Raw genomic sequence first — 18,320 nt, forward strand, 5'->3', positions numbered from 1 at the left:
TTGTGACAGCTATGACGACAAGGCAAGACGAGCTCGTCTTCGTGCCGCTCGGCGGCGTGGGCGAGATCGGGATGAACGCGGCGCTCTACGGCTTCGGGCCGGAGAAGGGTCGCAAATGGATCATGGTCGACTGTGGGATGGGCTTTGCCGGCGAGGAGGGTTTCCCCGGCATCGACCTCATGTTCCCGGACCTCAGCTTCATCGAGGAGCGCCGCGACGACCTGCTGGCGATCTTCATCACCCACGCGCACGAGGACCACATCGGGGCGATCGGCGAACTCTGGCACAAGCTCAAGGTGCCGGTGTACGCGACGCGCTTCGCCAAGAACCTGCTGGAGGCCCGCCGCCTCAGCGAGCCAGGCGCGCCCAAGGTGGTGCTGCGCGAGATCGCGGCCGGAAAGCGCGTCGTGGTCGGCCCGTTCGACATCGAGTTCGTGCCGGTCTCGCACTCGATCCCGGAAGCCAACGCCGTGGCGATCCGCACCCCTTCGGGGCTCGTCCTCCACACCGGCGACTGGAAGCTCGACCTGACCCCGATCCTGGGCGACGTTACCTCGGCCGCCGCCTTCACGGCGCTGGGTGACGAGGGCATCCTGGCGATGGTGTCGGATTCCACCAACGTCATGCGCACCGGCAGCAGCCCGAGCGAGGCCGAGGTCGCCAGCACGCTGGCAGAGTTGATCGCCGAGGCCCCCCATCGGGTCGCCGTCACCACCTTCGCCTCGAACGTCGCCCGCATGCGGGCCGTCGCCCTGGCGGCCAAGGCCTGCGGCCGCGAGGTCGTCGCCGTCGGCCGGGCGATGGACCGGGTGATCGAAGTGGCCAAGGAGTGCGGCTTCCTCGACGGGCTGCCCGATTTCCGGCCCGCCAGTGCCTACGGCTACCTGCCCCGCGACAAGGTCGTGGTGCTGCTCACCGGCTCGCAGGGCGAGGACCGCGCGGCCCTGGCCCGCGTTTCCCGCGACGACCACCCCGACGTCACCCTGGCCGCAGGCGACCGCGTGATCTTTTCCTCGCGCGCCATCCCGGGCAACGAGCGTTCGGTCGGCGCGATCATCAACGACCTGATCAACGCCGGCATCGAGGTCGTCACGGACCGGACCGCCCTCGTCCACGTCTCGGGCCATCCGCGCCGCGACGAGATGGCGGAAATGTACGCCTGGACGCGACCGAACACGGTGATCCCCGCCCACGGCGAGGCCCTGCACCTCGACGAGCATGCGCGGTTCGCCCGCGAGCAGGGCGTGCCGAACGTGGTCAAGGCCCGCAACGGCTGCGTCGTGCGCCTCGCACCCGGCACGCCGGAGATCGTCGACCACGTCAAGTCCGGCCGCCTGTTCAAGGACGGCAACGTGCTGGTGGACGCCAAGGACCGAGCGATCCCCGAGCGCCGCAAGCTCTCGCAGTCGGGCATGGTCTCGGTGGCCATCGCCATCGACGATCAGGGCACCGTGCTGGGCGAACCGGCCATCGACATCATGGGCCTGCCCAACCGCGGGCGCACCGGCCAGCCGATGCTCGACGTCGTGGTCGAATCCGTCTCGCGGACGCTGGCCGGGCTCTCGAAGGGCAAGCGCCGGGACTCGGAGGCGGTGGAGAACGCCGTCGACCGCGCCCTGCGCTCGGCCGTCAACGAGGCCTGGGGCAAGAAGCCGGCCTGCCACGTCCAGGTGGTCGAGGTGTGAGATGTCGGACCCTCCCCGCTCCGGGGAGGGAGCCGGCGGCGGATGTTCGAACGAGAGAGGAGCGACACATGATCGGGCGTCTCAACCACGTGGCCATCGCGGTGCGCGATCTCGATGCGGCCTGCGCGATCTATCGCGATACCCTGGGTGCCACGCTCACCGAGCCGCTGCCGCAGCCCGAGCACGGCGTCACGGTCGTGTTCGTGGAACTGCCCAACAGCAAGGTCGAGCTGATGGCGCCGCTCGGTGAAGGCTCGCCCATCGAGAGCTTCGTGGAGCGCAATCCGAACGGGGGCGTCCACCACGTCTGCTACGAGGTCGACGACATCATCGTCGCCCGCGACAAGCTCAAGGCTCAGGGTGCGCGGGTGCTGGGCACCGGCGAGCCCCGCATCGGCGCCCACGGCAAGCCCGTGCTGTTCCTCCACCCGAAGGATTTCCTCGGCACACTCGTCGAGCTGGAGCAGGTGTGAGCGCGCTGCTGCAGACGCTGACGACCTCGACCGGGCGGACGCTGGGCGCCGTGCTCGCCCTCGGCGCCGCCACGGTGGCGATCGCGGTGGCGTTGTTCGGGCTCTCGATCTTCGGTGCGGTGGCGCTGTATTTCGTGGTGTGGTGGACGCTGCTGTTCGCCATCCTGCCGTTGCGCAACCAGGCCGAGACCGATCCCGCGCGGCTGGTGCCGGGCCAGGACCCCGGCGCTCCCGCGAGCCCGCGCCTGCGCGAGAAGGCGATCTGGACCAGCCTCGTGGCCAGCGTCGTCTTCGTGGTCACGGTGGCGGTGCTGCCGCTGGCCGGCCTCTAGGACTCCGGCCGGCCATGGCCCGGATGCGCAAGAAGGCCGACCTGCCGACCAAGATCTGCGCCCATTGCCAGAAGCCGTTCGCCTGGCGAAAGAAGTGGGAGCGGGTCTGGGACGAGGTCCGCTATTGCTCGGACCGGTGCCGGACCGAGGCCAAGCGGTCGGGCTGATTCCGTCCGCTCAGGCGCGATCCAAGGCGTCCGGCGTATCGACGTCGTAGCGCACCGCCGCGTCCATCGCGATCTCCACCACATCCCCGCGCCCGGCCAGCAACCGCCCGGCGCCGCGGTCGCCCGACAGGCGCGCGATGTCCTGCCCGAGGCGGGCGCGATCGAGCAGGACCGGATTGCCGCGCCTGCCGCCATGGATCGGAACGACGGCCGCCGGCCGGGGCTCCCCGGCCGCATAAGCCGCCGCGAGAGCGGCCAGATGGTCGGGCCGGATGCGCGGCATGTCGGCGAGCATGACGATGATCCCGCCGGTCCCGGCCGGGACCGCGGCGAGCCCGAGCCGCAGCGAGCTCGCGAGGCCGTCCTGCGGTGCCGGGTTCGTGAGACAGGCGAGGTCCAGGCCGTCGAGGGCGGCGCGGATGCGCGGACCGTGGGTGCCCAGCACCACCGTCACCGGCCCGAGCCCGCTCGCCAGTGCGGCCTCGGCGGCGTGGCGCACCAGGGGCTTGCCCTCGAGGAGGGCGAGGAGTTTGGGCGCCTCGCCGAAGCGGCTGCCCCTGCCGGCGGCGAGCAGGAGGATGGCGATGGTCTCAGGCATCGTCGTCGGCGCGTTCGCCGCCGTCACGCGGCTGGGGCCGCGAGACGATCTCCGTGAGCAGGCCGCCGACGCCCATGGCGACGATGTCGGAGCGCGCCACAGCGAGATCCGCCAGATGCCGCTGCAGCACCCAGTCGAAGCCGTTCTCCTTGGGCGAGCGGGCGCAGCCCGGCGCCCCGATCACCGGCACGTCGCCGCGCGCGCCCACCAGGAGAAGGTTGCCGGGGTCCACCGGCATGCCGAGGTGGACGACATGGCCGCCCGCCGCCTCGATACCCATCGGGATCACGTCGCGGCGGTCGGCGATGGCCGAGGCGCCGAAGATCAGGACGAGGTCCGCGCCGCTTTGCTCGACGAGGGTCGCCACCGCCTCGGCCACCGCCCCGGGCTCGTGGGGAATGCGGACGTCGCCGATCACTGCCGCACCGGTGGGCGCCAGACGGTGCCGGAGGTTGCGCAGGGTCTTGTCGACCGTGGCCGGTTTCAGGCCCGGCAGCAGGGTCGAGACGACCCCGACGCGGCGGCGGCGGTAGGGCGCGATCCGCAGGGGCGGCTCGCGCACGGCGGCGCAGGCCATGGCCAGGACCGGCCCGGGGACGGCGTAGGGAATGATCTTGACCGTCGCCACCATCTCGTCCGCGGCCACCGGCCGGAACGGCGCCAGGGTCGCCACGGTGATGGCCTCGTCGACGCCGTTGATCGCATCGATGCCGGCGCGCTCCACGAGAAGCAGTCCCGCGAGCCCGGCGAACAGGTTGCAGCGCCCGGTGAAGGCGGGCTCCCGCCGCAGCCCGTCCCCGGCGATGCGCTCGGCCAGATGCGAGGCGGCCTCGTCCTCGCCGATGTCGCCGGGCTCCAGGCTCGCCGCCACCACCTCGTCGAGCCCCGCCTCCTGGAGGTGGTGCAAATGCTCGGGCCGGAGGCGGCTGCCCTTGCGCAGGGTCAGCGATCCGGCGCGCAGGGTATGGGCGGTGATGAGACCGGCGGCCCGAGCGGTCGGAACGCGACCGAACTTCACGCGCCGCCCGAAACTTGGCTAGAGCTGCCAGCGGCTTGACCCGGCGTGCCAGCGACTTGCCCAGCACTACTCTTGCGCTGGCTCGCGACGATCTGGGCGAGGATCGAGACCGCGATCTCGGCCGGGCTGACCGCCCCGATGTCGAGGCCGATCGGGGCCGCGATCCGTCCGACCTCGGCCGCCGAAAACCCGGCCTCCGTCAACCGCTCCACCCGCCGGGCGTGGGTCTTACGCGAGCCCAGCGCCCCGACGTAGAAGCACTGCGCCTTCAGGGCGGCGATCAGGGCGGGGTCGTCGATCTTCGGGTCGTGGGTGAGGGCGACCAGGGCGCAGTAGCGGTCGAGCGGCGGCACCGACGAGGCGAAGGCCTCGTCCGGCCATTGCGTCACCAGGGTGGTGCCGGGAAAGCGGTCGGGCGTCGCGAAGGCGGTGCGCGGGTCGATGACGCTGACGGACAAGTCGAGGGCCGCCGCCATCGGGCAGAGGGCCTGGCTGATGTGCACCGCCCCGATCACCACCAGGCGGACCGGCGGCACCTGCACGGTGAGGAACACCTGCCGGCCCTCGATGGTGACGAGGCCGCTCTTGCCCGACAGGAGGTGGCGCGTGAGGAGGTCGGCGAGGGGATCGTCGCCGATCTGCGCCTCGCGCACCACGCGCTGGCCACCGTCGTCGAGGTCGCTGAGCAGGATCGCGGCCCGGCGGGCGGCCCGCTCGGCGTTGAGGATGGCGAGGGTCTCGAGCTTCATGACGCGGCCGGTTCAGTCGATCCGTTCGACGAAGACGCGGATGCGCCCGCCGCAGGAGAGGCCGACCCGCCAGGCGGTCTCGTCGGCCACTCCGAATTCGATCACCCGGGGGTGCCCGTCGGCGATGGCCTCGAGCCCCTCGGTGATCACCGCGCCCTCGACGCACCCGCCGGAGACCGAGCCGAGGAAGTTGCCGTCCTCGTCCACCACGAGGTGGCTGCCCACCGGGCGCGGGGCCGAGCCCCAGGTCTCGACCACGGTGGCCAAAGCCACCTGCCGCCCGTCGCGCCGCCAGGATTCGGCCGCCTTGAGGATGTCGGTCTCGGCCGAGAGCATGGATCGCCTCCGCTGCGGTCCGCACGCCGCCGCCCCGCTCAAGGTAGGCCCTCTTCACGACAGAACAATCTGCAATCGACGATTCCGCCACGCGGCACCGGCCGGCACACCCCGTCCGGCTGCGCTTTCGCACCGGCGCGCCCGGCGCTATCCTCGCATCGGGACCGGCGGATCGGGCGGGCTTTCATGGGCGGAGTTCTTTGGGCGGCCCTGGCGTTCGCCGTGCTGACGATGTCCGGGTGGGGGCTCGCGGCAGAGGCGCAGACTGTCGTCAGGATCGGGCTGTCCGCCCCCCTCACCGGCCCCGATGCCGCCTTCGGGCAGGGCATGCGGCTGGCGGCCGAGCAGGCCGTGGCCGATCTCAACCGTACCGGCGGGCAGACGTTCGCCCTGGTCGTCGCCGACGACGGCGGCGACCCGCGCCAGGGGCTCGCCGCAGCCAAACGCCTCGCCGCCGACAAGGTCGGATTCGTGGTCGGCCCCCTCACCCCCTCCGTGGCCGCCCTCGTCGCCCCGGCCTACGAGGCCGCCGGCATCGTCCTGGTCACGCCCGGCGTCTCCTGGGCGCCGCTGACCGCCCGCGGGGCCTGGAACGTCTTTCGCACCGGCGGCAGCGACGCCGAACAGGGCCGGATCGCCGGCACCCATCTCACGCAGGCCTACGGCGGCCGGCGCATCGGGATCGTCCACGACAAGTCGGCGTTCGGACGCGGCCTCGCCGACGAGGTCTCGCGGGTCCTGAAGGCCTCCGGGCGGACGGATGCCGCCTTCGAGGGGTTCGACCGCGGCGAGCGCGACCTGTCGCGGCTGGTGGCGCGCCTCGCCCGGGCGCAGGTGGAGGTGGTCTATCTCGGCGGGCTCGCGGCGGACGCCGCCGTCCTGGTCAAGGCCCTGCGAAACGCGGGCCTCACCGTGCCCCTCGTCGGCAGCGACGGCCTGATCGACAGGGATTTCGCGCCCGATGCCGAGGGCACGCTGATGACGGCGCTGCCCGAACCGCGCAAGCTTCCCGATCCCAAACTTCCCGATCCCAAGCAAGCAGACCTCAAGCAAGCAGACCTCAAGGGGGCCACCGCGCGGTCCCCGCGCAGCCCCGAGGCCGAGGCGATCGCCGGACGGACCTACGCGGCGGTGGAGGTGCTCGCGCGGGCGATGGCGCAGGCGAAGTCGACGGACGGGCGCAGGGTCGCCGCATGGCTCCATGCGGGCCGGCCCGTGAAGACCCTGATCGGCGACGTCAGCTACGACGCCCGCGGCGACCTGACCGCCTCGGGCTACGCCCTCCACGCGTGGCGTCGCACCGGCGACGGCCGAGTCGACTACGTCGGGAATCAGATCACCCCGTGATGGCGCGGCGTGCGCCAGACGTTCGGGCCGGCGACAGCTGTCGAGAGAAGCGACTCGGCAACCCTGTCGCGGAACTGTCCGGGTGAGGCCGGCGCTAAAAGCTTGCGTGGATACGGCGCGAACATTATGTGCAAGACACGCTTGCCGGTGATGCGCATCCGATTCTTTCGGACCCGCCGCCCCCAGCGTCTCGCCGAACGGGTCGATTGTGGTGTCCCGGCCGCCTCGTTCGGGCGTCCGGCTGGAGATGGTGAATGGCGAAAGAAGAGTTGATGCAGTTCGACGGTCTCGTGATCGAGATCCTGCCGGATGCGCGCTACCGCGTGCAGCTCGACCAGGGTCACGAGATCGTGGCCTACACGGCCGGCAAGATGAAGAAGAACCGCATCAAGACCCTGGCCGGGGACCGCGTCACCGTCGAGATGTCGCCCTACGACCTCGAGAAGGGCCGTCTCGTGTTCCGCCACAAGGACGAGCGTTCCGCCGGTCCGCGTCCGCCGATCCGCGGCCAGTTCCGCCGTCGCTGAACGTCTTCGTCTCCGTCGCCCCTTTCCCGACCACGACACGACCCCGGACCGGCCTGCCCTCGCGCCGCCCGTCCGGGCCGATCTCCACCGTCCGTTCGGTCACGCGGCGGTGATGTCCCCTGTATCATGAGTGCGCGACAGCCGGTGGCTTTTGCCGTCGGCGGGGCTCGATGGCCTGCGCGCGCTTCGAGATAGCGTTTTCCCGACCCCTGGTGCCGGCTCCGGAACCTCCCGTCATGCGTGGCACGGTCTGGGCGGTCATTCCCGCCGCGACGGCTCGGGGAGGCTCATCGGACCCCGATGCAGGCCGAGCGAACGATGGCCGATCAGCGCTTGGCCGTCTCGGCGCGCTTGGGCTTGGCCTTCTCCGGCGCCGTCCCGGCGATCAGCTCCGAAAGCCGGCGCTGGTCGAATCCGGCGGCCCCGTCCTTGCCGCTCGCCTTGGTCGCCTCGACGCTCGTCCGGTCCCCGCCCCTGGGCGCGATCGAGCCGGTGGTCACCGGGTCGGCCGGGGCGGCGGCGGCGGCACGCGCCTCCGCGGCCGGCTCGCGCTGGACCCTGAGCGCCCAGTGCGCGGCGGTGGACAGTGCGGCGATCGCGAGGATCGCCTTGATCCCGCCCGTCAGAAGGCGTCGCATGATGGTCTCGTCCGGATCTGCACGATGGTCGGGGAACGGTTTCCCGTCCGAGCGCCACTCTGCGCAAAGATCCCTAATGGATGCTTGCCCGACGCAACGTATTCAGTCTCGGAACGATGCAGGGATGAATATTCTGCGTATGGCGGCCGAACGGACAGGGCCGCGCGACCCTTTCTGAAGTCGCGCGGCCCTGTGTCGTCGTTACGCGTTCGGCCCTCGGCCGATGGGGTTCAGCTCAGGGAGCCGCAGAACCGCTGGATGCGGTTGCAGGCTTCCTCGAGGGCGCTGTTCGAGGTGGCGTAGGAGATGCGCAGGTTCGGCCCCAGCCCGAAGGCCGAGCCGTGGACGGCGGCGACGCCCTCGGCCTGGAGCAGTTCCACCACGAAATCCTCGTCGGTCTCGATCACCTTGCCCGACGGGGTCTTGCGCCCGATCGTCTCGGCGCAGGACGGATAGACGTAGAAGGCCCCCTCCGGCGTCGGGCACTTCAGGCCCTTGGTCTGATTGAGCATCGACACCACGAGGTCGCGGCGTTCGTGGAAGGCGGCACGGAACTGGGCGAGATGGTCCTGCGGCCCGTCGAGCGCGGCCACCGCCGCCCATTGCGAGATCGACGAGGCTCCCGAGGTCTGCTGGCCCTGCACGAAGTCCATCGCCTTGATCAGGTGCTCGGGGCCGGCGGCGTAGCCGATGCGCCAGCCGGTCATCGCATAGGCCTTCGAGACGCCGTTCATGGTGAGCGTGCGCTCGTACAGGCCCGGCTCGACCTGGGCCGGGGTCACGAACGCGAAATCGCCGTAGCAGAGGTGCTCGTACATGTCGTCGGTGAGCACCCAGACGTGCGGGTGGCGCATCAGCACGTCGGTGATCGCCTTGAGCTCGTCGCGGGCGTAGGCCGCCCCCGAGGGGTTCGAGGGCGAGTTGAGGATGATCCACTTGGTCTTTGGGGTGATCACCCGCTCCAGCTCCTCGGGCTGGAGCTTGAAGTCGTGCGCCATGTCGGTCTCGGCGAAGACGGGCGTGCCGCCGCACAGCACCACCATCTCCGGGTAGGAGACCCAGTAGGGGCGCGGGATCACCACCTCGTCGCCCGGGTTCAGGGTGGCGAGCAGCGCGTTGTAGATGACGTGCTTGCCGCCGGTGCCGACGATGGTCTGGCTCGGCTTGTAGTCGAGCCCGTTCTCGCGCTTGAACTTCTTGGCGATGGCCTCGCGCAGGGGCACGATGCCCGAGACCGGCGGATACTTGGTCTCGCCGCGCCGGATCGCTTCGATGGCCGCGTCCTTGATGTGGTCGGGCGTGTCGAAGTCGGGCTCGCCCACCGACAGGCTGATCACGTCCATGCCCTTGGCTTTGAGCTCGCGCGCCTTCTGCGTCATCGCGATGGTCGCGGATGGCTTCACGCGGGAAAGGGCGTCGGACAGAAAGCCCATGGCGGCATGCTCCTGGTCATCGGGTTTGGCGCGGTGCGAGGAGACGAAAAACTCCCCTGCGGCGGCGGGACCGTAGTGATGCAAGCCAACAGGGGCAAGATCTCGGCCGGCCCGTACAGAACAACCCTGCCTCGCGCTGCCGTCTCGTGCGAAAGCGGTCACTTCCTGGCGAAAAGTACCGTCGCACAGGCGAGTTCGAGGAGCTTGTCGTGGGAGAGACCGCGGCAATGGGCACCGTCGAGCTGTTCCATCGGCGCGCGCAGCAGGTCGGCGACGGTCATCTTCTTGAAGCGCTTGCGCAGGTCGGGCGGCAGGCCCGCGGCCCAGGAGGCCAGGATCCAGTTCAACGCCCAGACCGGATGGGTGGAATCGATCACCGTCACATCCTCGACGGTGATGTGATCCTCGAAGAGACGCCGCAGGCCCTGCGGCGTCGCGTTAAAATAGTGATGCGGGTAGCCGTGATAGGGCTGTAGAAACGGCATGCCGCAATAGAGCCGCCCGCCGGGCTTGAGCACCCGCGTCAGCTCCCGCGCGCAGGTGAAGGGGTCGCGGACATGTTCGAGCACGGCCACCGAGATGACGGCATCGAAGCTGTCGTCCCGGAAGGGCAGTTTCTCGCCCACCCCCAGCACATCGGTGGAGGGGTAATCGACGATCTCGTAGTTGACGACGTTCTCGAAATAGACCGGACGGTTGCCGGCACCGCAGTCGAGGACGAGCCCGTCCGGGTAGCTCTCGACGAGTTCGAGGCCGTGAGCGTCGTAGGCGTTCGAGGACACCGAGTTCGTCGCGACGATGCGGTTCTCGTCACGCAGCTCGCGCGTCAGGAAATTGGCGAGATCGCCTTCCCAGGTGCACGCCATGTCGTCCCGCAGGAGCGGCCGGACCCGCGCCATCTTGGCCGCGCGCGCCGCCGCGAGGTCGGGATTGTGGACCGCGATCGGACGGCCCTCGCGCAGGCCGAAGCGCTTGACGTGGTCGTAGGTGGAGGCGAGCCGGCCATCGGCCACGAACGCCCGCACATCGGGATTGCAGGAGAGGTATCGCCCCTCGTCGTAATTCTCTTCCGTGACGGGAACCATGAGGGCGAGCGGCATGGGGCATCCGATGGCGGGAATCCGCGCCGGCGATCGCCGGCGTGAAGGTCGCCCGGTCTAGCCGGTTCCAGGCCGGGCCGCACCCCAGTTGCTCGCCGGCGCGGCGGGCGGACCCGCCTGCGCACCCGCGGCGGGTCGGTCAGATGCCGCCGAACACCCAACGGAACTTCGACAGGAAGCCGCCACCCGACTTGGCCGCACGCGCCTCGGCCGGCTCGTCCTTCGCCTTGGCCTCCACCTCCGGCTGGACGAGACCGAGAGCGGCCGTATCGGTCGTCTCGCGGTCGATCAGGATGAAGCCGCCGGTGTCGCGGTTGTCGCGATAGGCGTCGACGGCGACGGGACGGTCGAGGGTGAGGCTCACGTCGGCGATGTCGTTGGCCACCAGCCGCGCGGCGGGCTCGGGGCTCCCCGTCTCCAGGTCGATGCGCGTCCGGATCTCGGTGACCACGGCGTTCACCGTCACGGTGCCGATCTTGGCGAGCAGGCTGGCGCCGGGCAGCAACTCCCGCTCGGCCGCCCAGAACAGGCGGGCGTCGAGCCGGTCGGTCACCCGCATCGGCGCGTCGGCCGCCGCGATGACCGAACCGCGCGAGGCGTCGATCTCGTCGGACAGGACCAGGGTGACCGACTGGCCCTCGCGGGCCTCCGGCAGGTCGCCGTCGGCGGTCACGATCCGGGCGATGGTCGAGGTCCGGCTCGAGGGCTCGACGACGATCGCATCGCCGGGGGCGATGCGGCCGCTGGCGACGAGCCCCGAGAACCCGCGAAAGTCCGAGTTCGGGCGGTTGACCCACTGGACCGGCATGCGGAACGGCGCGGCCTGCTCCTCGACGCGCACCGGCACCTCTTCGAGGTATTGCAGCAGCGGCGTGCCGCGGTACCAGGGCACCACCGCGCCCGGCAGCACGACATTGTCCCCGTTCTTCGCCGACAACGGAATGGCACGGACCTCGGCAAAGCCGAGCGGTGCCGCGAAGGCGTCGAACGCCTGCGTAATGGAATCGAACTTGTCCTGGGACCAGCCGACCAGATCCATCTTGTTGACGGCCAGCGCCACGCGCCTGATGCCGAGCAGCGAGACCAGGAGGGCGTGCCGGCGCGTCTGCCGGGTCAGGCCGGCGCGGGCGTCCACCAGGATCACGGCGACATCCGCCGTGGAGGCGCCGGTGGCCATGTTGCGGGTGTACTGCTCGTGGCCGGGTGTATCGGCGACGATGAAGGACCGCTTGTCGGTGGAGAAGAACCGATACGCGACGTCGATGGTGATGCCCTGCTCGCGCTCGGCCTGGAGGCCGTCGACGAGGAGAGCGAGGTCGATTTCGGCGCCCTGGGTCCCGTGCTTGCGCGAATCGCGCTGGAGAGCGGTGATCTGGTCGTCGAAGATCTGCTTGGTGTCGTGGAGGAGGCGGCCGATCAGCGTCGACTTGCCGTCGTCGACGGAGCCGCAGGCGATGAAGCGCAGGACCTCCTTGTGCTGGTGGGCGGCCAGGAAGCTGTCGTAGCCGAAGGCTTCGGGTGCGTGATGGATGGTCATCTCTAGAAATACCCCTCCTGCTTCTTGCGCTCCATGGCACCCGACCCGTCCTTGTCGATCACCCTGCCCTGGCGCTCGGAGGTACGGGCGGCCAGGGTCTCGCCGATGATTTCGGGAAGGGTCACGGCCGGGCTCTCCACCGCGCCGGTCAGCGGGTAGCAGCCGAGCGTGCGGAAGCGGACCTTGCGCATCTGCGGCGTCTCGCCGGGCGCCAGCGGCAGCCGCTCGTCGTCGACCATGATGAGCTGGCCGTCGCGCTCCACCACGGGGCGCTCGGCCGCGAAATAGAGCGGTACGATTGGGATGCCTTCCTGCTCGATGTAGAGCCAGACGTCGAGCTCGGTCCAATTGGAGAGCGGAAAGACGCGCAGGGATTCGCCGCGCTTCTTCTTCATGTTGTAGATGTGCCAGGGCTCGGCGCGCTGGCGCTTGGGGTCCCAGCGGTGCTGGGCGGTGCGCAGGGAGACGATGCGCTCCTTGGCGCGCGACGCCTCCTCGTCACGGCGGGCGCCCCCGAAGGCCGCGTCGAACTTGTGCGTGTCGAGGGCCTGACGCAGCCCTTGCGTCTTCATCACGTCGGTGTGGACTTCCGAGCCGTGGCTGATCGGGCCGACGCCGCGGTCGAGCCCGTCCTGGTTGGTGTGGACGATTAGGTCGAGCCCGAGTTCCTTCGCGCGGGCGTCGCGGAACGCGATCATCTCCTTGAACTTCCAGGTGGTGTCGATGTGCATCAGCGGGAACGGCAGGCGTCCCGGCGCGAAGGCCTTGAGCGCCAGATGCAGCAGTACCGAGGAATCCTTGCCGATGGAGTAGAGCATGACCGGGTTCTCGGTCTCGGCGACCGTCTCCCGCATGATGTGGATGCTCTCGGCCTCGAGGCGCTGCAGGTGGGTCAGTCGCCCTGACCGCGTCGCGGCCAGGGTCGGGGAAGCGGCACTCATCGGGCCATCTCCGGGCTCGTGTTGCGGGTGGTCGTCTCGAAGACACGGGGCTCGGAGCCCGGTGCGGCGGACGGGTGGAGATGCAGGCCGCATTCCTTTTTCGATTCCTGCTCCCACCACCAGCGCCCGGCCCGCTCGCTCTCGCCGATCCGGACGGCGCGGGTGCAGGGCGCACAGCCGATCGAAGGAAAGCCCCGGTCGTGCAACACGTTGTAGGGCACGACATTGTCCAGCACGAAGCGGTCGACGTCCGCCCGGCTCCAGTCCGCGAGCGGATTGATCTTGATGAGCCCGTGCGCCGCGTCGGCCTCCGCCAGGGGCGTCTCGGCCCGGTTGGCGGATTGCCCGGCACGCAGGCCGGTCAGCCAGCCGGCGGCACCGGCGAGCGCCCGCCCGAGGGGCTCGACCTTGCGCAGGCCGCAGCAGGCCTGGCGCGCGGCCACCGACTGGCGAAACCCGTTGATGCCCTCGCTCGCGACGAAGGCCTCCTCGGCCACGCGCTCGGGCGCATAGGCCATGATGCGGATGCCGTAGGCCGCTTCCGTCTCCGCCCAGACGTCGTAGGTCTCCGGGAACAGACGGCCGGTGTCGAGGGTGACGATCTCGATCCGCCCCGGCTCCGACTGGCTCCGGCCGAGGCTCTTGGCGTCGAGGCTCTTGGCCATGGCGAGGGCGTGGGTGAGCGCCTGATCCTCGATCCCGAGGCTCGTGGTGAACACGAGGCGGCCGGGGACGGTCGCCCCGACGAGGCGGATGCGGCCGGGGAGATCGAGGGGGGCCATCGCCGCCGCGAGGTCGCGGGCCGCCCGGTCGAGGGGAATGCTCATGAGGGTGATCGAAGAAGCCTGTTGTCGTGAGCCTGAGATGTTCGCTATAACGAACGGTGTCAAGGCATGGCGGCCATGGCGCGGGGGTATTCCGGCCCCTTGCCAGGTCCCGACGCCAACGATGCGGAGGCGGATCGGTTGCCTCCGACTGGAAGATCCTTCTCAATACCCCCGATCGCGCGGTGCTCTCGCACACCCGGCCCGCGCGGACGGCCCGACATCAAGAGGCCCGTGTGGATTCGATAGACCTCAAGATCCTCGGCCTGCTGCAGACCGATGCGACCCTCTCCATCGCCACGATCGGCGAACGGGTCGGCCTGTCGCAGACCCCGTGCTGGAAGCGCATCCAGCGCCTGGAGTCCGACGGCGTCATCGACCGGCGGGTGGCGGTGCTCGATCCGGTCAAGCTCGGCCTCGGCCTCACCGTCTTCGTCTCCATCGAGACGGCGGACCATTCCCGCGAGTGGCTGGAGCGGTTCGCCGCCACCGTCTCGGCGATGCCCGAGGTGCTCGAGTTCTACCGCATGGCCGGCGATGTGGACTACATGCTGCGCGTCGTCGTAGCCGATATGCGCGCCTACGATACCTTCTATAAGCAACTCATCGCGACGCTGCCGCTCAAGAACGTCACCTCCCGTTTCGCGATGGAGAAAGTCAAATCGACCACGGCGCTGCCGCTGCCCTCCCTGCCGGCGCAGGGGCGGCTCATCCCCATGGCGGCGGCGACGCTGGAAGAATAAAATTCTATTTTGCACTGCAAACGTAGGCAGGTCCTTCTATCGAAGCGTCGTTCTGTAAAACGGACGTTCCGCCGACGGCCCGGCCCTCAGGACGACGCGACCAGGACGATATGGCGACCCTCATGGCCCGACACGCGCTCATTCCCCGCAACTCCCCCTTCGACGACACCGCCCGCGCGAGCCTCGACGCGGTCCTCGGTGCCGCCTCGCCGACGCAGCGGGCCTGGCTCGCCGGGTTCCTGGCCGGCCTCGATGCGGCCGGTCCGCAGGCGGCGGCGGCTCCGGCCGCCCCGCCCAAGGCGGCCGAGCCCCTGGCGATCCTCTACGCCAGCGAATCCGGCAACTGCGAAGCCCTGGCCGGCACCATCGCCAAGCTCGCCAAGAAGAGCGGCTTCAAGCCGAAGGTGATCGATTTCGCCGATCTCGACGTGGCGAGCCTCGGCCAGGAGAAGCGGATCGTCGCCATCGCCGCCACCTGGGGCGAGGGCGAGCCGCCGGCCCGCGCCGTGCGCGCCTACAACGAACTGATGGGCGAGGGCGCCCCGCGCCTCGAGGGCGTCACCTTCGGTGTCCTGGCCCTGGGCGACACCTCCTACGCGGAGTTCTGCGCCACCGGAAAAGCGCTGGATGCCCGGTTCGAAGCGCTCGGCGCCAAACGCGCCGTGGACCGCGCCGACCTCGACCTCGACTTCGAGACGCCCGCCGCCGCCTGGATCAGGGACACGCTGAAAGCGCTGGCGCCGCCCCCGTCCGCCGACAACGTGGTGGCCGTGGATTTCGCCGGCCGGGTCGGCACCGATGACGCCGAGGACGCCGAGCCGAGCCGCGAGCCGGTCCTGGCCGAGGTCGTCGACCACGTGAACCTGAACTCGTCGCGCTCCGACAAGGAGACGATCCACCTCGCCCTCGAGTTCGCGGAGGGCGCGCCCGCCTACGAGCCGGGCGATTCCCTCGAGATCTACCCCGAGAACGACCCGGCCCTCGTCGACGACATCCTGGCGGCCGCCGGGCTGACCGGCGACGACGCCCTGCGCCGCTCGCTCATCGCCGAGCGCGACGTCACCACCCTGTCGGCCACCACGGTCGAGCGGTTCGTGAAGGCCACGGGACAGTCCGAGGCCAAGGCGCTGATCGACAGCGGCGAGGTCCGCAGCTGGATCGAGGGGCGCCAGCTCGTCGACCTGATCGGCGCCTTCCCCGCGGCCCTGACGCGCGAGCATCTGGAGGCGATCACCCGGCCGCTCCCGCCGCGGGCCTACTCGATCGCCTCATCGCGCAAGGAGGTCGGCGACGAGGTCCATCTCGCCATCGTCGCGGTGCGCTACGAGAGCCACGGCCGCGCCCGGTCCGGCGTCGCCTCGGTCCATGTCGCCGACCGGATCAGGAACGGCGCCAAGCTCAAGGTGAAGCTCAAGCCGAACCGGCACTTCAGGCTGCCGAACGACCCGGCGCAGGACATCATCATGGTGGGGCCCGGCACCGGCGTCGCCCCGTTCCGCGCCTTCGTGCAGGAGCGCCGCGCCATCGAGGCCGGCGGCCGCGACGTCGGACGATCCTGGCTGTTCTTCGGCGACCGCCACTTCACCCACGACTTCCTCTACCAGCTCGAATGGCAGGAGGCCCTGGAAGACAAGTCGCTGACCCGGATCGACGTGGCCTTCTCCCGCGACCAGCCCGAGAAGGTCTACGTGCAGGATCGCCTCTACGAGCATCGCAAGGAGCTGGTGGACTGGCTCGACGGCGGCGCCAGCTTCTACGTCTGCGGCGACGCCACCCGGATGGCCAAGGACGTGCGCAACGCCGTCGTCCGGGCCTATGCCGAGGTGAAGTCCCTCGGCGACGCCGATGCCGAGAGCGCCGTCGCCGCCCTGGAGCGGAGCCATCGCTACCAGCAGGACGTCTATTAGCGTGACCCGAGCCCTCCCCCCGACGAGGGGAAGGAACGCACCGAACGCTGCGACCACACCTCGAAATCACCGGAATCCCGCCATGGACGATCACACCCCTCCCCGCTCCTACGAGACCCCGCCGACCACGCGGCCGATCGACGAGGCCGAGGCGGCCCGCGAGGCCGGGCTGTCGCACAACGAGCACATCAAGATCGCCAGCGGCTTCCTGCGCGGGACGCTCGCCGACGGGCTCCTCAAGCACGCCACCGGCGCGATCTCCGAGGACGACGGCCAGCTCGTGAAGTTCCACGGGATGTACCTGCAGGACGACCGCGACCTGCGCCCCGAGCGGACCAAGAAGAAGCTCGACAAGGCCTACAGCTTCATGATCCGCCTGCGCATCGCCGGCGGCGTCGTCACTCCCAAGCAGTGGCTGGTGCTCGACGACATCGCCACCACCTACGCCAACGGCACTCTGCGGGCGACGACGCGCCAGACCTTCCAGTACCACGGCGTCATCAAGTCGAACCTCAAGCGCACCATGGCCGCCATCGACGCGGCGCTGCTCGACACCATCGCCGCCTGCGGCGACGTCAACCGCAACGTCATGGCCGCCACCAACCCGGACCAGTCGGGCGCGCACAAGGCGGCCTACGAGCTCGGCAAGACCATCTCCGACTCGCTCCTGCCCAAGACCAACGCCTGGCGCGAGATCTGGCTCGACGGCGAGCGGGTTGTCGGCGGCGAGGGCGAGCACGAGCCGGTCTACGGCAAGACCTACCTGCCGCGGAAGTTCAAGATCGTGGTGGCGGTGCCGCCCTCCAACGAGGTCGACATCTTCGCCCATGACCTCGGCTTCATCGCCATCCTCGATAAGAAGGGCCAGGTCACCGGCTGGAACGTCACCGTCGGCGGCGGCATGGGCATGACCCACGGCGAGACCGACACCTTCCCGCGCACCGCCGACGTGATGCTGTTCTGCAAGCCCGACGAGGCCGTCCGGGTCGCCGAGGCCGTGATGACGGTGCAGCGCGACTGGGGCAACCGCAAGGTTCGCAAGAACGCCCGTCTCAAGTACACCATCGAGCGCTACGGGCTCGCGGCCTTCCGCGCCGAGGTCGAGAAGCGTCTCGGCAAGACCTTCGCCGACCCCAAGCCCTTCACCTTCACCAACAACGGCGACCGCTACGGCTGGACCGAGGGCGACGACGGCCGCCACCACCTCACGCTCTACGTGGCGAGCGGCCGGATCAAGGATTACGACGGCGACGGCCCGAAGATCCTCACCGGTCTGCGGCGCGTCGCCGAGATCCACGACGGCGACTTCCGCCTCACCGGCAACCAGAACGTCATCATCGCCAACGTGTCGGCCGAGAAGCGTCCCGCGATCGAGGCGCTGGTGGAGGAATACGGGCTGCTGAAGGGCGCCGGCGCCCTGCGGCGCAACTCCATGGCCTGCGTCGCGCTCCCCACCTGCGGCCTCGCCCTGGCCGAGAGCGAGCGCTACCTGCCCGACCTCATCACCGACCTGGAGGAGAGCCTGGCCTCGCACGGGCTGTCGGAGGACGAGATCACCATCCGCATGACCGGCTGCCCCAACGGCTGCGCCCGGCCCTTCATCGCCGAGATCGGCCTCGTCGGACGCGGCCCCGAGCGCTACCACCTCTACCTCGGTGCGGCCTTCGACGGCTCGCGCCTCGGCAAGCTCTACGCCGAGGACGTGACCGCGGCGCAGATCCGGACGACCCTCGATCCGCTGTTCGCCGCCTATGCCGCCCGCCGCCAGCCCGGCGAACGCTTCGGCGACTTCCTGATCCGGGACGGCGTGGTGGCCAGGACCCACAACGGGCCGGACTTCCACCTCGCCACGGGAGCGCTCAGGAACGTCGCCTGAGGGCGGCGGCATCCCCGTCATCCATGCCGGCTCGGGATCGTTTCCGAGCTGGCTTGAATGGTCCCCGGCGTCGCGGGCATCGCACCCTC

At 70.0% G+C, this 18,320-nt stretch carries 19 protein-coding genes; 9 read left to right on the top strand and 10 right to left on the bottom strand.

Going from position 1 to position 18,320, the window contains the following annotated elements:
• The first annotated feature begins 11 nt into the window (after positions 1–11).
• From ASF39_RS01150 to ASF39_RS20120, 4 genes are all read left to right on the top strand, one after another.
• Entirely contained in the window at positions 12–1,685 is a 1,674-nt protein-coding gene (locus tag ASF39_RS01150; RefSeq protein ID WP_055879175.1) for a ribonuclease J, read from the top strand.
• Positions 1,686–1,753: 68 nt separating this feature from the next.
• Complete coding sequence (gene mce / locus ASF39_RS01155) at positions 1,754–2,158, top strand: methylmalonyl-CoA epimerase (protein ID WP_055879178.1); 405 nt, start codon at positions 1,754–1,756, stop codon at positions 2,156–2,158.
• Positions 2,155–2,490: a DUF1467 family protein gene (locus ASF39_RS01160; RefSeq protein WP_055879181.1), complete on the top strand. Its 336-nt coding sequence runs from the start codon at positions 2,155–2,157 to the stop codon at positions 2,488–2,490. Before mce ends, ASF39_RS01160 begins: the two co-directional genes overlap by 4 nt.
• A gap of 14 nt (positions 2,491–2,504) precedes the next feature.
• Positions 2,505–2,657 carry a DUF2256 domain-containing protein gene (locus tag ASF39_RS20120; protein ID WP_200938132.1) on the top strand — a complete coding sequence of 51 codons (153 nt, stop codon included), beginning with the start codon at positions 2,505–2,507 and terminating at the stop codon, positions 2,655–2,657.
• A 10-nt stretch (positions 2,658–2,667) separates the two neighbouring features.
• Here the strand turns inward: ASF39_RS20120 and ASF39_RS01165 are convergent, their stop codons facing one another.
• Genes ASF39_RS01165 through ASF39_RS01180 form a run of 4 tightly spaced genes read right to left on the bottom strand, consistent with a single transcriptional unit; the run spans position 2,668 to position 5,358 of the window.
• Complete coding sequence (locus tag ASF39_RS01165; RefSeq protein ID WP_056281095.1) at positions 2,668–3,255, bottom strand: nucleotidyltransferase family protein; 588 nt, start codon at positions 3,253–3,255, stop codon at positions 2,668–2,670.
• Positions 3,248–4,273 (bottom strand): molybdopterin-binding protein, encoded by a 1,026-nt coding sequence (locus tag ASF39_RS01170; protein ID WP_056280472.1) that lies wholly within the window; start codon positions 4,271–4,273, stop codon positions 3,248–3,250. The genes ASF39_RS01165 and ASF39_RS01170 overlap by 8 nt, the downstream gene beginning before the upstream one ends.
• Positions 4,270–5,022 (bottom strand): XdhC family protein, encoded by a 753-nt coding sequence (locus tag ASF39_RS01175; protein WP_056280474.1) that lies wholly within the window; start codon positions 5,020–5,022, stop codon positions 4,270–4,272. Before ASF39_RS01175 ends, ASF39_RS01170 begins: the two co-directional genes overlap by 4 nt.
• Positions 5,023–5,034: 12 nt before the next feature.
• On the bottom strand, positions 5,035–5,358 hold the full coding sequence (locus ASF39_RS01180; protein WP_055879188.1) for an XdhC family protein: 324 nt from the start codon (positions 5,356–5,358) through the stop codon (positions 5,035–5,037).
• 186 nt (positions 5,359–5,544) lie between these two features.
• On the opposite strand from ASF39_RS01180, the gene ASF39_RS01185 reads away from it, so the two are divergent.
• The gene (locus tag ASF39_RS01185) at positions 5,545–6,705 is read left to right on the top strand and encodes a branched-chain amino acid ABC transporter substrate-binding protein (protein ID WP_056280477.1); all 1,161 of its coding nucleotides are present in this window, start codon (positions 5,545–5,547) and stop codon (positions 6,703–6,705) included.
• A gap of 254 nt (positions 6,706–6,959) precedes the next feature.
• Positions 6,960–7,232: a translation initiation factor IF-1 gene (infA, locus tag ASF39_RS01190; protein ID WP_055879197.1), complete on the top strand. Its 273-nt coding sequence runs from the start codon at positions 6,960–6,962 to the stop codon at positions 7,230–7,232.
• 326 nt (positions 7,233–7,558) lie between these two features.
• On the opposite strand, the gene ASF39_RS01195 is transcribed toward infA, so the two are convergent.
• The 6 genes from ASF39_RS01195 to ASF39_RS01220 all read right to left on the bottom strand — a co-directional run bounded on the left by ASF39_RS01195 (position 7,559) and on the right by ASF39_RS01220 (position 13,708).
• Positions 7,559–7,870 carry a hypothetical protein gene (locus ASF39_RS01195; protein ID WP_056280481.1) on the bottom strand — a complete coding sequence of 104 codons (312 nt, stop codon included), beginning with the start codon at positions 7,868–7,870 and terminating at the stop codon, positions 7,559–7,561.
• Between the two features lie 230 nt (positions 7,871–8,100).
• Positions 8,101–9,303 carry a pyridoxal phosphate-dependent aminotransferase gene (locus tag ASF39_RS01200; protein WP_056280484.1) on the bottom strand — a complete coding sequence of 401 codons (1,203 nt, stop codon included), beginning with the start codon at positions 9,301–9,303 and terminating at the stop codon, positions 8,101–8,103.
• Positions 9,304–9,461: 158 nt separating this feature from the next.
• Positions 9,462–10,403: a class I SAM-dependent methyltransferase gene (locus tag ASF39_RS01205; RefSeq protein ID WP_056280485.1), complete on the bottom strand. Its 942-nt coding sequence runs from the start codon at positions 10,401–10,403 to the stop codon at positions 9,462–9,464.
• A 139-nt stretch (positions 10,404–10,542) separates the two neighbouring features.
• Positions 10,543–11,940: a sulfate adenylyltransferase subunit CysN gene (gene cysN / locus ASF39_RS01210; protein ID WP_056280488.1), complete on the bottom strand. Its 1,398-nt coding sequence runs from the start codon at positions 11,938–11,940 to the stop codon at positions 10,543–10,545.
• A 2-nt stretch (positions 11,941–11,942) separates the two neighbouring features.
• Positions 11,943–12,881 carry a sulfate adenylyltransferase subunit CysD gene (gene cysD / locus ASF39_RS01215; RefSeq protein WP_055879212.1) on the bottom strand — a complete coding sequence of 313 codons (939 nt, stop codon included), beginning with the start codon at positions 12,879–12,881 and terminating at the stop codon, positions 11,943–11,945.
• A complete protein-coding gene (locus ASF39_RS01220) occupies positions 12,878–13,708 on the bottom strand; it encodes a phosphoadenylyl-sulfate reductase (protein WP_056280491.1) in 831 nt (276 codons plus the stop codon). Before ASF39_RS01220 ends, cysD begins: the two co-directional genes overlap by 4 nt.
• Before the next feature lie 233 nt (positions 13,709–13,941).
• Here ASF39_RS01220 and ASF39_RS01225 point away from each other — a divergent pair, with 233 nt between their 5' ends.
• The 3 genes from ASF39_RS01225 (at position 13,942) to ASF39_RS01235 (ending at position 18,231) form a co-directional block, all read left to right on the top strand.
• On the top strand, positions 13,942–14,448 hold the full coding sequence (locus ASF39_RS01225; protein WP_056280494.1) for an Lrp/AsnC family transcriptional regulator: 507 nt from the start codon (positions 13,942–13,944) through the stop codon (positions 14,446–14,448).
• Between the two features lie 122 nt (positions 14,449–14,570).
• Positions 14,571–16,355 (top strand): flavodoxin domain-containing protein, encoded by a 1,785-nt coding sequence (locus ASF39_RS01230; RefSeq protein WP_056281097.1) that lies wholly within the window; start codon positions 14,571–14,573, stop codon positions 16,353–16,355.
• A gap of 82 nt (positions 16,356–16,437) precedes the next feature.
• Positions 16,438–18,231: an NADPH-dependent assimilatory sulfite reductase hemoprotein subunit gene (locus ASF39_RS01235; RefSeq protein ID WP_056280498.1), complete on the top strand. Its 1,794-nt coding sequence runs from the start codon at positions 16,438–16,440 to the stop codon at positions 18,229–18,231.
• Positions 18,232–18,320: the final 89 nt, after the last annotated feature.

It is taken from the genome of Methylobacterium sp. Leaf108, from assembly GCF_001423265.1.
Taxonomy (GTDB): Bacteria; Pseudomonadota; Alphaproteobacteria; order Rhizobiales; family Beijerinckiaceae; genus Methylobacterium.